Genomic DNA, 13948 nt, shown 5'->3' with positions numbered 1-13948 from the left:
GCAATTCTCTTGCCTGATATTCCTGAACCAGATCAATCGCATTGGAAATTACATCACTTAAAGCGGTAATGAAGGTTCCTTCTTCTGCCATTCCCATGGCGTGTTTCAGAGCTTCAATTTCTTTTGGTATAATCTCATAGCTCACATCTCTTCCGGAAGACTGCATTCCTTCGATAATTAAACCGTTGATTTCATCCTCGGTTCTTCCGCGAAGGTGTTTTTCGTTTCGGATGATAATGTGATCGAACATTCTTCCTGCAATTTTTCCGCACTCTTTAATGTCGTTATCTCTTCTGTCTCCTACCCCAGAAATAATCCCTATTTTCTTCGTTGCTTCTACATTTTTAAGATAATCTTCAATTGCCTCATACCCTGCAGGATTATGCGCAAAATCGATCAGCACTTTAAAGCTTTTGAATTTAAATACGTTCAATCTTCCCGGAGTAAGCTGTGCGCTTGGTATAAATGTTCTTAAAGAATTCGAAATATCCTCGATCCCGAAACCATAAAGATAAGATGCCAAACTTGCTGCGAGAACGTTTTCGATCATGAATTTAGCCTTTCCTTCCATCGTGATCGGGAAATCTTTAGCCTTTCCGATCCTGATCTTCCAGTCTCCTTTTTTAATGGTTACAAAACCTTCTTCATATACACAGGTAATTTTACCTTCTTTAGCGAATTTTTTGATGTGCGGATTGTTTTCATCCATACTGAAAATAGCAATATTGGAATGAAGATCATTCACGATTCTCATGGAATATTCGTCGTCGGCATTCATCACGCTCCATCCATTTTTCTTCACGCTGTCCAGAACAACCCTTTTTACTCTGGTAAGATCTTTCAGATTGTGGATATCGTTCATTCCCAAATGATCTTCCTTGATATTGGTTAAAACACCGATATCGCATTGAGAAAATCCTAAACCAGAACGTAAGATTCCGCCTCTTGCGGTTTCCAGAACGGCAAATTCTACGGTTGGATCTTTCAGGATAAATTCAGCGGAAAGAGGTCCTGTTGTATCTCCTTTCGTCAACATCGTATTTTGAATATAAATTCCGTCTGAAGTTGTAAATCCTACTCTATATCCGTTGCTTTTAACAATATGCGAAATTAATCTTGTTGTGGTTGTTTTACCATTGGTTCCCGTTACCGCAATAATCGGAATGGTAAAAGGTTTTCCCTGCGGATACAGCATATCTACGACGGGAGCCGCAACGTTTCTCGGCAACCCTTCACTTGGAGCCAAGTGCATCCTGAATCCCGGAGCTGCGTTCACTTCAATGATGGCACCACCGCTTTCTTTTAAAGGCTGGGTTAAATTTTCAGCCATAATATCAATTCCGCAGACATCAAGACCAATGATTTTTGAAATCCTTTCAGCCATGGTAATATTTTCCGGATGTACCATATCGGTAACATCTATGGAGGTTCCTCCTGTAGAAAGATTGGCAGTTGATTTCAGATAAACGATTTCTCCTTTCTGCGGAACCGTTTCCAGAGTATACTGAAGTTTTTCAAGAAGTTCAGTCGTATCTTTATCGATCAGGATCTCAGTTAACACATTTTCGTGTCCGTATCCTCTTCTCGGATCTTTATTTTCTTTATCAATTAATTGCTGAAGATTCAGTTCGCCATCTCCCATAACGTGGGCAGGAACTCTTCTTGCGGCTGCAACCATCTTATTGTTGATGACCAAAACCCTGAAATCGTATCCTGTAATGTATTTCTCAACAATTACTTTTCTTGAATATTTCTGAGCGTGTTCCAGACCTATTTTCGCCGATTCCCAGTCGTTTACATTAATCGAAGAACCTTTTCCGTGGTTTCCGTCCAATGGTTTAATCACAACAGGATAACCGATTTTTCTTATCACACTTCCTAATCCTTCCTCATCCACAATCAGATCTCCGATAGGAACAGGAATTGCCGCATCGTGGAGCATTTTTTTGGTTAACTCTTTATTACAGGCAATATCTACCGCAATTGAACTTGTATTTCCTGTAATCGTTGCCTGAAATCTCTGCTGATTTACGCCATATCCCAACTGAACCAAAGAGTTGGTTCCCAGACGAATCCACGGAATTCTTCGGGAAACGGCTTCTTCCACGATACTTCCTGTAGAAGGACCGAGACGCACTCTTTCCCTTATTTCTTTTAGTTTTTTTATACAGGCATTCAAGTCGTACTCTTCCCCTTTTATTAAAGCTTCTGCAATTTTCACCGATTCTTCGGCTGCGTAAATTCCTGCATTTTCTTCGATATAGTTGAATACGACATTATACACTCCCGGAGTTTTTGTTTCACGCGTTCTTCCGAAACCAACGTCCATTCCTGCTAAGGTCTGGATTTCCAAAGCGATATGCTCAATAACGTGTCCCATCCATGTTCCCGTTTCGATACGGTGAAAAAAACCGCCTTCTACTCCTTCTGAACATCTGTGAGAGAACAAAGAGGGAATCAGTTTTTCTATTCTTTCTCTGAAACCGTCAATTTTATTGGTTGGGAAATTTTCCATTTCTTCGAGATCCAATCTCATCTGTATCAGTTTCTTCCTTCTGATGCTCCAAATGTTTGGTCCCCGTAACGCCTGTATCTTCTCAATTTTCATAGTCTATTTGCATTTTTTTAATAGTTAACAATAACTCCATTTATTCAAAGATAATGTAAAACCCGAAACGAAACTATACCACAGTTAAACATTTATTAAAAAATGAATAAAAAATTTTAAAATCTCAGGAATAAAGATCAATACAATTGAAATCTGGTTGAATGTCTGCCGTCATTAAAGATTGTTTAATAAGGGTTAGTAACAACCGTTTTATGTTAGCTGTTTACATCTAAACTTTTTTACCGCAAAAGATTGTAACACTTTAGTTGTTTAAGTTTAATTCTTAAATGAAAAGAAAGAGCAGATAAGTTAAAAAAATCAAAGATTTTTTCTCTTTGCAGACTTTTGAAATACTTTAAATAAATCCGATAAAGTCTTTTGTCTCTTTCGCGGTTAAATTTAAAATGAGTTTAAACTTTCTGTAAAAAATTAAATAAAGGTATTCTAAAAACGTTTAATAGCTGAACCAATCTGCCATAAAATAATTATAGAAAAACGATTCTGTTTTTAAATCCATAGAATAGTTTGTATGTCTTTATTGGTTTCAAGCTTTTCTTTTTTCCGTATCTCTGCCTTCAATGGCAGTAAGTACGTTTCATGTTTGGAGTCAAACCAAATGGCTGTTTCCCATTCACTATTTCCAATTTGTGCTTTTGCCTTTAGTCTTCCCCATCCTTCTTCTTCCGATTTTAAATTTTTTCTGATTTCTTCTGCCAGCTTATGCGGAAGCGAAACAAAATACCAACCGCCCTTTCCGGAGGACTGCCACATTTTTGTGGTAAACTCATACCTTATACTTCCTCTTTTTTTCAGATTCATGGCTGCTTTATAGTCGATGATTTAATCAGAATAATGATCTTATTTTATTTGTGAATTTTGATGGACTAACTTTTGTCAGTTTAATGATATTACAACCATTAAAAGAGGCAAAAGATTTCATCCTCTCTACAAATGATTCTTTCCATAATTCAATCTCAATACTTGTATTTTCAATGTGCAAATGGATGATTTCAAATTCTTTTTCTTTTCTGTGCGCTTTACAATCCACCCGTCCTATAAAGGTGTCGCCAAATAATACAGGTAAACAGAAATAACCGTATTGCCTTTTCTCTTTTGGTGTGTAACATTCAATTTTATAATCAAAATTAAAAAACTGTTTTATTCGATCCCGATGAATAATTGAATTGTCAAATGGCGATAAAATATGAATGTCTGAACTGGTTTTGTTTAACGAATTTTCAAGTGAACTTTTATTCACAAAAACAGAAGGCATATTCTCAATATTTACTTGTTTTATGGTTCCTTCCTGAAGCATTGATTTTAAGACGATGTCAACATTTTTTCGTATTAATTCTCCTGTTTTAAGATGGGTAATTTGCTTTACTGTGGTAAATCCATAGGCTTTTAAATAGGTTTTTACTAAATATTCAGCAAATTCGAGTTCAGTTGGTAAGGCTGTATCAATTGTGTTTGTTAAGACATTTTCAGTAAGGTCATACGTTTTTTGCATTCCCTTTCTGCCGGTAATCATTAAGTCACCTTGCAAAAAAAGTCTTTCAAGAGCTATTTTTGTGGGTTTCCAGCTCCACCAGCTTCCCGCTTTTTTGGTTTCATTTTCAAAATTCCTTGCTCTTTTAGGACCTTCTCCACGAATGGTATCTAAAACACACTTCATCACTTTTGGGTCTGCATTATAATAATGCGTTTTGCTTTGTTTCACCTCTGTCATTTGAGGCAATGCAAAACGAAAATCCTTTATGGGAAGATAAGACGCAGCATGAAACCAATATTCAAATATTTTATGTTCTTCAACCAATTCATCTAAATATTCTGCTTTATAATCCGGTATTCTTGTCCAAAGTGTATGATGATGGGCTCTTTCAACAACTGATAAAGTGTCAATTTGTAGATATCCAAGATGTTCTAATGCCTGAAGAACTGCATTTTTACCTTTTCCAAAAGGATATGGTTTTGTTAATCCCTGACTTTCTAATGTCAAAAAACGAAGCTGTGATAAAGTCAATTCTTCCGTCATAATTGTTATTAAAGAATAGAAATATATGTTTTTTTAGTTAAAAAGGAAAATTGATTTGATATTGATTTTCGATAGCTTCATAAGGAATTTATGTTTTCTCAACATAGTATTAATTCTATTGGGTAATAAAATATCATAAAATTCCATCATTTGGATAGTTTGTTAACTATAGTATTTTAGATTTTTGCTTTCTCTCTTAATTTTTTAAACTTTTCCTTTTCACTTTTTTTTAATTTAGCCAGCAATTGCGATTCAGAATCTATTTCATTATAGTCTATTTCTAAGCTTGTTAAAAACTGTCGCATTTCTTCCCAATGGTCTCCATAAAGTCTGTTTAAAAGTTTATATAAATAAGTCCAATCATAATGCTCATATATAAGCTTGCATTTAGCCACTTCTGAATTTTTTAAAAAATTATAAACACGGTACTCATATAAACTACGAAACATTTTTTCGTTTATAATTTTTCGCTCTAACATTCTTTCACAGATTTCAAATAGTCCTAAATAATCTTCAATTTTTATCCAGTCATCAATTTCTGTTGGTTTTATTGTCTGCCATCTTCCTTCTCTAAAATCATTGTGTACACATCTCCTGTCTTGATGATGAAAAAGTTCTCTAAGTGTAAGCCAAAAATTTGCTTCATTAAAATTCGCATCTTTTTTTATTTGAGTTAATGAAATAACCAATGCGGCTAATGCGCCCAATCCAGATAAAAAAGTTCCCCACAATGCTAAGTCATTTAGTTCCATAATAAAATTTTTAAATTATACAATACGATTTGGACAACATCATATAAAGTAACCAAAGATTGCGATTTCGAAACAATTACTTTCTGTTACACATAGTTTAACAGAAGCAAAAACTTGATTTAACAAATAAAAGTCACTTGTGGGTATGTGATGTTATGTGATATTTTGACACTCAATATTAGTTTAAACCAATAAACACTTTAATTGCCTCGATAAATCTATCCCCAAAAACGCCAGAAAGAATTCCGATAGTAAGTGCAGCTCTCCAATTTGCTGTCATCTTCATTTTTTTACCAATTTCTGTAAACTCATAAATATTAAAAAACAGAACAGCTATTATAATTGAAGTGATACCTGGCGCAGTAACAATTGTATTTCCTAATTGATTAAAGAAGTCATCTAGGTTAACTTGTTTGTCAATATATTTCATGCAATGTTTCAATATTGTCCCTAAAATACTCATAAAAGCCGAAAAAAGTGTTAAAAAAAGCGGTTTTGGTGTGATGCTTACTGATGTTGAAACATTTGCTCTGAATTCATGGTTTGTTGCTTCATCTTCATATTTACTATCAAATGATAAATTGTAAACTTTTGTCGAAAGGGTCCTACGATAAAAGCGTAAAACATAAGTTCTTGAATAAAATGAGCCAGGTTCTATTGATGCAATATAGTTTGAGTTCATCACTCCTATTTTAGAATATAAATTTTCTAATTGTCTTAATTTACCCTCGTAAAGTTTTTTGTCAGGATTGACTTCATCTAAATCTTTTATAAATTTTTCGTAAGCCCAATTTGCGTCCTCAATATTTTGTATTTGAAATTTTAGCTTTGACAATTGTTTATTGAAAAAACTGATTCTGGCTTTGAATGCAGACTGATTGAGAAACATTAATTTATACAAATTCGGAATACTGCTATAAAAATCAGTATAGACTTCTTTCATTGTATTAACTAAGTTAATTCTATGTTCTTTATTAGATAGCAATAAAACATTATTTGCAATTAAGGTTAATTCCTCACAGAGAGCATTGGTTTGCTTTTTGGAATCTTCTTGGAACGCATCTATTTTTTCTTCTAAATCAACACTATTCGGAATGTTAGGCACTATTGATTTCACTTTTATTCTCGATTCAGATTGATTCTTTATTATAACCTTCACGGGAATTTCGTTTAATCGGTTATCATCGCCGATAATTGTTTCAATTTCATAATGAATGTTTGGCATATTTAACTATTTAAAAGATCACATAACTTGACTATATCCCATACAAACTTTCATATAAATCTAATTTTAAATAAATTAGTGAGCGTGTATTTCGTATTACTAGTTTTTCCTACAAATCATAAAATAAACTTTTAATCTGTCGGATACTTTTGATAATCACATATCCTTATTAAAGACATTGTATAATCTACCACAAGCACTAAGCCCCTGCACTCTCCTTCCCCTCCCCACTTTTCACCTTATCCACATGCAGCTTGGCGAGCATTCTTTTGATGATATATTCATCGGCTTTTTGCTGTCCTTCGAAGATTAATTTGCCATCTTCGCAGATCTCAGAAATATATTTGTATAAGCCGTCGTAGAGTTCTTTTTGAGTACCGATAATTCCTGCTACTTTTTTCATGAACTGGGTCTGCTCATCGGCTTTTGCGGCAATAGCCAGTTGAAAATCCTGTAAATCCTGAGGTATCGTACTTTTCATTCCTTTATCCTGTAAAAGCGTAAGATGGGCATTGACCAAAGAAATAAGGTCTGTAAGCTTACTGCCGACTCCTTCAAAATTACGTTTCTTAATATCGGTAAGAATCTGTGTGGTGAGGTTAGTGGGAATTCCTGCTCTTTCAATGCGTATCCGCAGACTTTTAAGAGGTTTTTTCAGATCTTCTCCTAAAAGATAAAGTGCCTGCGTTGCCTGTTTCTGCTGTACCAGAGCTGTATTACTGGCTTCTCTCTGCTCTACTTCTGTAATTTTCGACTGAAAAGCATTTTTATACGCCTGCGTATAATTGTGATCTTCCTCTGCAAAAAGCAAAAGGTCTCTGCTGAAACTGGCGATAAGGTCTTTTGCCAGCGGAAGATATTCTTCCTGTTTGATATACATGGTTATTTGTTTTTAATTTAATACTAATATAATAATTTTTATTACAAATTCAATATATAGTTAAACATATTTTTCAATAATGATATTTATTTCACTTTTTTAGTATATCTCCAAACCATTGAAAACTAAGCAATAATAGTATCTGACAAAGACAATCATCCTTACTCATAGTGAGCAAATAAAAAATATGGATTAGAAAAAAATATGTTCTTCATGGGATTAAAATTGGCAAACGGTTTTCTAACGGAGATCCTTCGCCAAGCTCAGGATGACACCTCAAATACCAACCGCAATATTTAAACATCTTCAGCCTGAGTATGTCGAAGCGTTTATTAGTAAAAGAGATAGTCAATAAGTTAATTATTTATTGAATAACTTCTAAACTAGAGTGAATGAGATTTTTCATCAGGTCAAAACCTTTGGTTTGCAGGGTAATTATTTGGAGACTCCAGACAAAATGACTGCACACAAAGGTCAACAGGGTTTTTCGCCCATCAAAATGCTGTTCTCTGTGGGATGAATTGCGTTTACCTTTAAGCTGAAATCTATTTCAGAAGGATCAATCTGTTTTTACGCTTGGAAAACTGCTGTTTTCTGTAGAGACAATACCTTTTATCCTCCGCTGAAACTTATTCCAATTCGATGGGATTATACGGAAGAGGAGGAGATTTTACAGCGATCTGGCTGCCATCTTCGTTATACGCTTTTCCATGAAAAAAACCGGGATTGTCATGATACGTTTGCAATGCTTTTCTAAACTGCTCTCGGGTTATATGAAGAATTCTTTTTTCATTTCTCAGATAGACTCCATTTATCTTTTTATCCATTGCAATGGCTGTAAAATGAAAATTATTGTCGCTGTCTTCCAATTCTAAAATTAAACCGGGAAGATTCTGAAAAATATAAGGACCGTTGTTAATGGGAATTTCTTTGCAATACCATGCTGCATATTTTCTTCCCCGATACTTCGTAGTGGCTTTATGACATATATACCCAAGGATTTCTCTGGTCTCGTTTTCAAGTTTCCAGTCGAGAGCGGGCTGTTTTTCTTCATATTGGTACGTAATATTTGTTTTATCCTGTATCGTAATGTTATTTTCCTGAAAATTTTTAATTAAAATACTTCTCCATTTTTCCGCTAAATTAAGGGACTGACCTAATTCTTTAGCTCCTATTTTCTCCAAATGACTGTATTTTTCCATTAAAGAATCTTTGCGCAATACATTAAAATCTGAAAATTTAGAAAATTTCTTTCCTATCTGCAAAACACAGGTTGTTTCCAGCTTTTTCTTTTTGGGATCTTTAACAAATTCTGCTTTATAGTAAATATTCTGATAACTGCTGTCAATAACCATGGCTTCATAAGAATCAGGTTTCATAGAAAAATTTCCGCTTACGGAAATCTGGGCATGGGAGAAAAAACTTAAGAATAAAAACAGGGACTTTAATAAATGATGAGGGTGAAACATTGGTGATCTGGTTTAGAAATTTACTGTGTTAAATGTATATTGGATTTATGATTCGGCTCAATGGCTGCAATTAACAATTCGTCATTGTTTTTATTTGATGGGATTAAAGACAGAAATTGGCTGAACTTTTATTAAAAAAACAACTCTATTCTTTTACACAATCACAAAAATAACAAAAAGATGAGTTAAACTTTTGTTCAAAATACTGATTATAAAAGAAAAAGATCACGATAGCTTAAAAAAAGCTCCAATTTTAATTTTTGTAAAACTTAAATATTCTCACAATCACTTCTCATACCTGCTTTTTAAATTTTATTTTCACTTATTGATTATCAATCCCTCTTAATCCTTTCTCAAATGTTAATTATTTTTTAAATTTGCACCCTATGATGAAACCTGTTGGAAAATTAATTGTTATCGGAGGTGCTGTAAACAAAGGAAGTTTTGCAGAAACCGATTTTGATCAAAGTGTAGAAAAAAACCTGAATTTTTTTGAGAGAGGAATTCTTCGAAAGATTATTAATGAATCTAAATTGAAAGAGAATTCCGTTATTGAGATTATCACCACTGCCTCTCAGATTCCGCAAATTGTAGGTTCCGAATATAAAAAAGCCTTCGAGTTTTTAGGCGCTAAAAATGTAAACATCCTTGATATTCATAACCGTGAGGAAGCGAATTCTGATGCGATTGTTGCAAGAGCCAATGCGGCAGATGTGGTGATGTTTACAGGTGGAGATCAGTTGAGACTGACTTCAATTCTTGGCGGAACAAGGTTTCACGATACCATTTTACTGAAATATCAGGAACAGGATTTCATCTACTCAGGAACTTCTGCCGGAGCCGCTGCGGCATCGGAGAATATGATTTATCAGGGAAGCAGTTCCGAAGCTTTGCTGAAAGGAGAAATTAAAACCACTCAGGGGTTAGGACTGATTGATAATGTGATTATCGATACGCATTTCGTACAGAGAGGAAGAATCGGAAGACTTTTTCAGGCGGTGGTAAACAATCCGAGAACTCTGGGAATCGGTCTGGGAGAAGATACCGGATTGTTCATCCATAATGATGTGATGACGGCGGTAGGTTCGGGACTGGTGATTCTGGTGGACGGAAGGTTTATTAAAGACACGAATCTTACGAATATTAATCTTGGAGAGCCTATTTCTATTGATAATTTAACGGTTCACGTAATGTCGATGAACGATCATTATGATCTTACGACTAAAGCGCTGACCATCGAAAATTCTCAGTTTAATCCGATCCCGCAGGAAAAATAGAATGTGAACGGTAAATGGTGAATTGTTCCTGTGACAATTTTAGATATTTACAACGAACTTTTTTAAATAAAATATTCTTGTTGGAAAACGCAAAGACGCAAAATTTTTATTCGTCTCAAATCTTTAAGGCGCAGGAAAATCCAAGATTTTCAATAAGGATTGATGCTTAATTTTATCGTGGATAGAAAGAATCTCAGGATTGCAATATAAATGAGATTCGTGACCAGTGAAAAGCACAATGAACGATTAAAATATGCAGGAAAATCTTAGCCCCGATAGAAACGGCATCCTTTTGGGTTGCGGACGAAGCGAAGCGGAGTCCGTAACCCAAAAGATACAGTGGATAGCGGGAGTAAGCTCCAAATAAAATATAAACGACATCAGAATATATGAAAATAATCATCCACGGCGGATTTTTCTCGGAAAGCGACCAGAGTCACGAAGTGAAAACAGCCAAGCAAAATTCATTAAAAAGCATTGCTCAGAAAGCATTCGATTATTTAAAAACCAACTCGGCATTTGATACCGTTGCGTACGCTGTTTCTTTGCTGGAAGATGATGAGCTTTACAATGCAGGAATCGGTTCGCAGATCCAAAGCGATGGCGTGATCAGGATGAGTGCAGCGATTATGGATGGAGAAACCCAGAAATTAAGTGGTGTCATCAATATTCAGGAGGTGAAGAATCCTGTTTTTGTAGCGAAAGAACTGATGAAAGAAGACGACCGGGTTTTAGGAGGAAGCGGTGCAAAAAATTATGCAACAGAACATGGTTTCGAGAATTTTTCAACCGAAATTCCGCAAAGGAGAAAAGAATATGAAGCGAAACTTGAAAATGGCGGAAAAGGAACGGTAGGCTGTGTAGCGATTGATAAGGACGGAAAATTAGCCGTTGCCACTTCCACCGGAGGAAAAGGTTTTGAAATCCCGGGAAGGATATCCGATTCGGCAACAGTTGCCGGAAATTATGCAAATTCTTTCTGTGCGGTAAGCTGTACCGGAGTGGGTGAAGATATTGTAAGCAATGCCACCGCAACGAAAATTGTAACCCGAGTTACCGATGGCATGACGATAGAAGAAGCGTTTACAAAAACTTTCGACGAATTACAAACCATCGATGGCTTTGCTGGTGCGATTGCTATTGATAAAAACGGAAAAATATACCATCAGGATTCTTATCCCACTATGGTTTTTGCAAGTTTTGACGGAGAAAATTATGAAGTTTTCAATTAAATTTAACATTATTTTATAAGTCTGTTTATTTTTTTGGCACACATTTTACATGATTACTAACATCAAACTTTAATATTAACTTAAAAAAATAGAAATCATGGGAAATAAGACAAAAGGCTTATTAGCGTTATTAGGATTAGGAGCACTTGCATACTGGAAATACAAAAATTCTTCTGAAGAAGATAAGCAAATGGTGAAAGATAAGATCAACACTGCAAAAGACAACCTAAACAAATGGGGAAATGATCTTAAAGATAAAGCAAACGACGTAGCTTCTCAGGCTCAGGATAAAGCGGAAGATCTTAAGAATAAGGCTCAGGAAGCGGTAAGCTAAACTATAAATAGTTTATTTTAACATTCATATATACAGGAAAGTCATCGTAGTTTTTATTACGATGACTTTTTTTGTGCTTCAATGGCAAAAACCAAAGGAATTTTATTTCCGAACTGAGGAATTCTCCATTTTCCTTTTTCAAATTCTTCAACGTGCCTGAAACATGGATACGGCGACCAGTCGAATTCCTGAAACTTTTTGATCTTAAGATTCTGATTCATTAAATTCTGAAGAACTTCCGCCAGAGAATGGTTCCACATCACATAATCCTGAACAATATCCGCAGACTGATCTGCATAAGTTCCTTCATAGGTCTCCACAATCGGTTTTTCGTTGAAATAGTTGTATTGTACGCCTTTGAAATCGTCATCGTACATCCAGACTACAGGATGAAATTCTGCTATGATGAATTTTCCTTCTGGTTTCAGAAAGTGGTTAATCACTTTTGCCCACTCTCCTAAATCGGGAAGCCAGCCGATTGTTCCGTAGCTTGTAAAAACAATATCGAATTTCTGATCGAGAACATCGGGAAGACTGTACAGATCTGTGCAGAGAAATTCTGTATCGGTTCCTGCTTTCTGAGCCAGATCTTTTGCTGCTGCAATGGCTTTATCCGACAAATCGATTCCCGTAACTTGTGCGCCCATTCTCGACAGCGAAATAGAATCCTGCCCGAAATGACACTGCAAATGAAGAATAGTTTTACCTTTTACATCTCCTAAAAGATCTAATTCAATTGAATTTAACGAAGTTCTTCCCTTTAAAAATTCATCTACAAAATAGAAATCGGATTTGAGATGAGGTTCTACTTTGGCATTCCATGAATTTTTATTGATTTCAAGATAATTTTCCATTGGTTTTAATTTTTAGATAAAAGTTTAAATTGATTGTCCGTTTATTAACCTAAAGCTTCGACAGGCTCAGCTTGACATCGCTAAAAATCAAGCGTTTAGTATTAGAGGTGTCACACTGAGCTTGTCGAAGTGCCTATTATAAATGATTGATTTTCATATCAATGCATAGTAATAGGTTGTTTAACGGATATTCAAAAGTTTAAACAAGTCTTCCTAAAAAGATTGCTTTTATCATAGTTTTTCTAATAGTTTTTTCTTATGTGATGTAAATTCTTCCTCTGTTAAAATACCGTTTTCTCTCAGTTGGCCTAATTTTTCGAGCTGTTCCAGAACGCTTTCGGAAAAAGTATTCTGCTCCGGAGATGAGGCTTTGGAAGCTTCTTTGTTGTATATTTTACTGATGAAATGGTAAAAATCTTCAGCATAATCTTTGTTGAAGAACGATTCAAACTCAACCGTTTTTTCTTTTGTATGAATTCTGATGTTCGGCGACACAAAGTTTTTGACAAAGCTTACTTCAAGAATATTATCATTGAGAAAATCATTCACTTTTGCCGGAGAAAACATCGCTTTGGAAACCGAAATGATTCTTTTGGGCGTAACGAGCAAAATTCCCGCATCCGTAGTCTTGGCAAACTGAGCATCTATAATCGCTAAAATCTTCTCATCCAGATCAAGAACATACGGAAGTTCTTTAATTTCTCCTTTTGTAAACAGAGAAAGATTGGCTCTCAAACTTTCCAGTTGCTTTTTTATCTCTTTCAGTCTTTTTTTATAAAGATCTTTTGAAAGCGCATTCTGCTCTGAATCTGCTACTGAAGGTAAATTTTCGGCAATATTTTCCTGAACGGTTTCCTCTTGAACAATTTCTCCGTTTTGGAGGAGATTTTCAATATCTTTTAAACTGAAGCGATGCAGATCCGAAAGCAGTTCTTCGTTCATCGCACTCGCTTTTTCAAGGCATGAATTACAGATGATATTTCCGTCAGACAGTTTATTTTCGCCCAACATCGTGTCGATTGAAGTCAGTTTTTTTCCACACAATCCGCAATGATCGTTCATTGTCATGTATTATTATATTTAACCCGTTTTTTAATTTTTGATTTAAAGTCTGTTTGAACTTTTATTTAAACGCAAAAGATCTACTCAATTTTTTATTTAAAGTTGATCATGATAAATAAAAAAGCTCACCATAATTTTTAAAAATCTTTGATTTTTATTCTTTTGAAGGCTTTGATGATTCTGGAAATTCGCTTTAACATTATCTTTTGCCCCTTTTGCG

At 35.0% G+C, this 13948-nt stretch carries 12 protein-coding genes; 3 read left to right on the top strand and 9 right to left on the bottom strand.

Annotated elements, in window-relative coordinates; translation table 11 throughout:
• From cphA to QWT87_RS16855, 7 genes are all read right to left on the bottom strand, one after another.
• Positions 1 to 2608: cyanophycin synthetase (gene cphA, locus QWT87_RS16885; protein ID WP_302717429.1), on the bottom strand; the 2608-nt coding region annotated here is incomplete at its 3' end.
• Positions 2609 to 3115: 507 nt separating this feature from the next.
• Positions 3116 to 3427: a DUF1905 domain-containing protein gene (locus QWT87_RS16880; protein WP_302717427.1), complete on the bottom strand. Its 312-nt coding sequence runs from the start codon at positions 3425 to 3427 to the stop codon at positions 3116 to 3118.
• A gap of 25 nt (positions 3428 to 3452) precedes the next feature.
• The gene (locus QWT87_RS16875; RefSeq protein WP_302717425.1) at positions 3453 to 4643 is read right to left on the bottom strand and encodes a winged helix-turn-helix domain-containing protein; all 1191 of its coding nucleotides are present in this window, start codon (positions 4641 to 4643) and stop codon (positions 3453 to 3455) included.
• Between the two features lie 176 nt (positions 4644 to 4819).
• Positions 4820 to 5395: a hypothetical protein gene (locus tag QWT87_RS16870; RefSeq protein WP_302717423.1), complete on the bottom strand. Its 576-nt coding sequence runs from the start codon at positions 5393 to 5395 to the stop codon at positions 4820 to 4822.
• Between the two features lie 178 nt (positions 5396 to 5573).
• The gene (locus tag QWT87_RS16865; protein ID WP_302717421.1) at positions 5574 to 6620 is read right to left on the bottom strand and encodes a hypothetical protein; all 1047 of its coding nucleotides are present in this window, start codon (positions 6618 to 6620) and stop codon (positions 5574 to 5576) included.
• Positions 6621 to 6819: 199 nt separating this feature from the next.
• Positions 6820 to 7500, bottom strand: a complete 681-nt coding sequence (locus QWT87_RS16860; protein WP_302717420.1) for a hypothetical protein — start codon at positions 7498 to 7500, stop codon at positions 6820 to 6822.
• 629 nt (positions 7501 to 8129) lie between these two features.
• On the bottom strand, positions 8130 to 8969 hold the full coding sequence (locus tag QWT87_RS16855; protein WP_302717418.1) for a GLPGLI family protein: 840 nt from the start codon (positions 8967 to 8969) through the stop codon (positions 8130 to 8132).
• Between the two features lie 389 nt (positions 8970 to 9358).
• Here QWT87_RS16855 and QWT87_RS16850 point away from each other — a divergent pair, with 389 nt between their 5' ends.
• The 3 genes from QWT87_RS16850 to QWT87_RS16840 all read left to right on the top strand — a co-directional run bounded on the left by QWT87_RS16850 (position 9359) and on the right by QWT87_RS16840 (position 11812).
• The gene (locus QWT87_RS16850; protein WP_076390530.1) at positions 9359 to 10246 is read left to right on the top strand and encodes a cyanophycinase; all 888 of its coding nucleotides are present in this window, start codon (positions 9359 to 9361) and stop codon (positions 10244 to 10246) included.
• 389 nt (positions 10247 to 10635) lie between these two features.
• A complete protein-coding gene (locus QWT87_RS16845) occupies positions 10636 to 11478 on the top strand; it encodes an isoaspartyl peptidase/L-asparaginase (protein WP_302717416.1) in 843 nt (280 codons plus the stop codon).
• 97 nt (positions 11479 to 11575) lie between these two features.
• Positions 11576 to 11812, top strand: coding sequence for a YtxH domain-containing protein (locus tag QWT87_RS16840; RefSeq protein WP_302717414.1), 237 nt, complete (start codon positions 11576 to 11578; stop codon positions 11810 to 11812).
• Between the two features lie 56 nt (positions 11813 to 11868).
• Here QWT87_RS16840 and QWT87_RS16835 read toward each other — a convergent pair whose 3' ends face one another.
• Both QWT87_RS16835 and QWT87_RS16830 read right to left on the bottom strand, forming a co-directional pair.
• A complete protein-coding gene (locus tag QWT87_RS16835) occupies positions 11869 to 12666 on the bottom strand; it encodes a class I SAM-dependent methyltransferase (protein ID WP_302717412.1) in 798 nt (265 codons plus the stop codon).
• 231 nt (positions 12667 to 12897) lie between these two features.
• Positions 12898 to 13728: a PH domain-containing protein gene (locus QWT87_RS16830; RefSeq protein ID WP_302717410.1), complete on the bottom strand. Its 831-nt coding sequence runs from the start codon at positions 13726 to 13728 to the stop codon at positions 12898 to 12900.
• Positions 13729 to 13948: the final 220 nt, after the last annotated feature.

The sequence above is a fragment of the Chryseobacterium urinae genome, assembly GCF_030518295.1.
Taxonomy (GTDB): domain Bacteria; phylum Bacteroidota; class Bacteroidia; order Flavobacteriales; family Weeksellaceae; genus Chryseobacterium; species Chryseobacterium mucoviscidosis.
The sequence above is the reverse complement of the archived record's forward strand: the minus strand, read 5'-3'. Positions and strand labels throughout refer to the sequence as shown.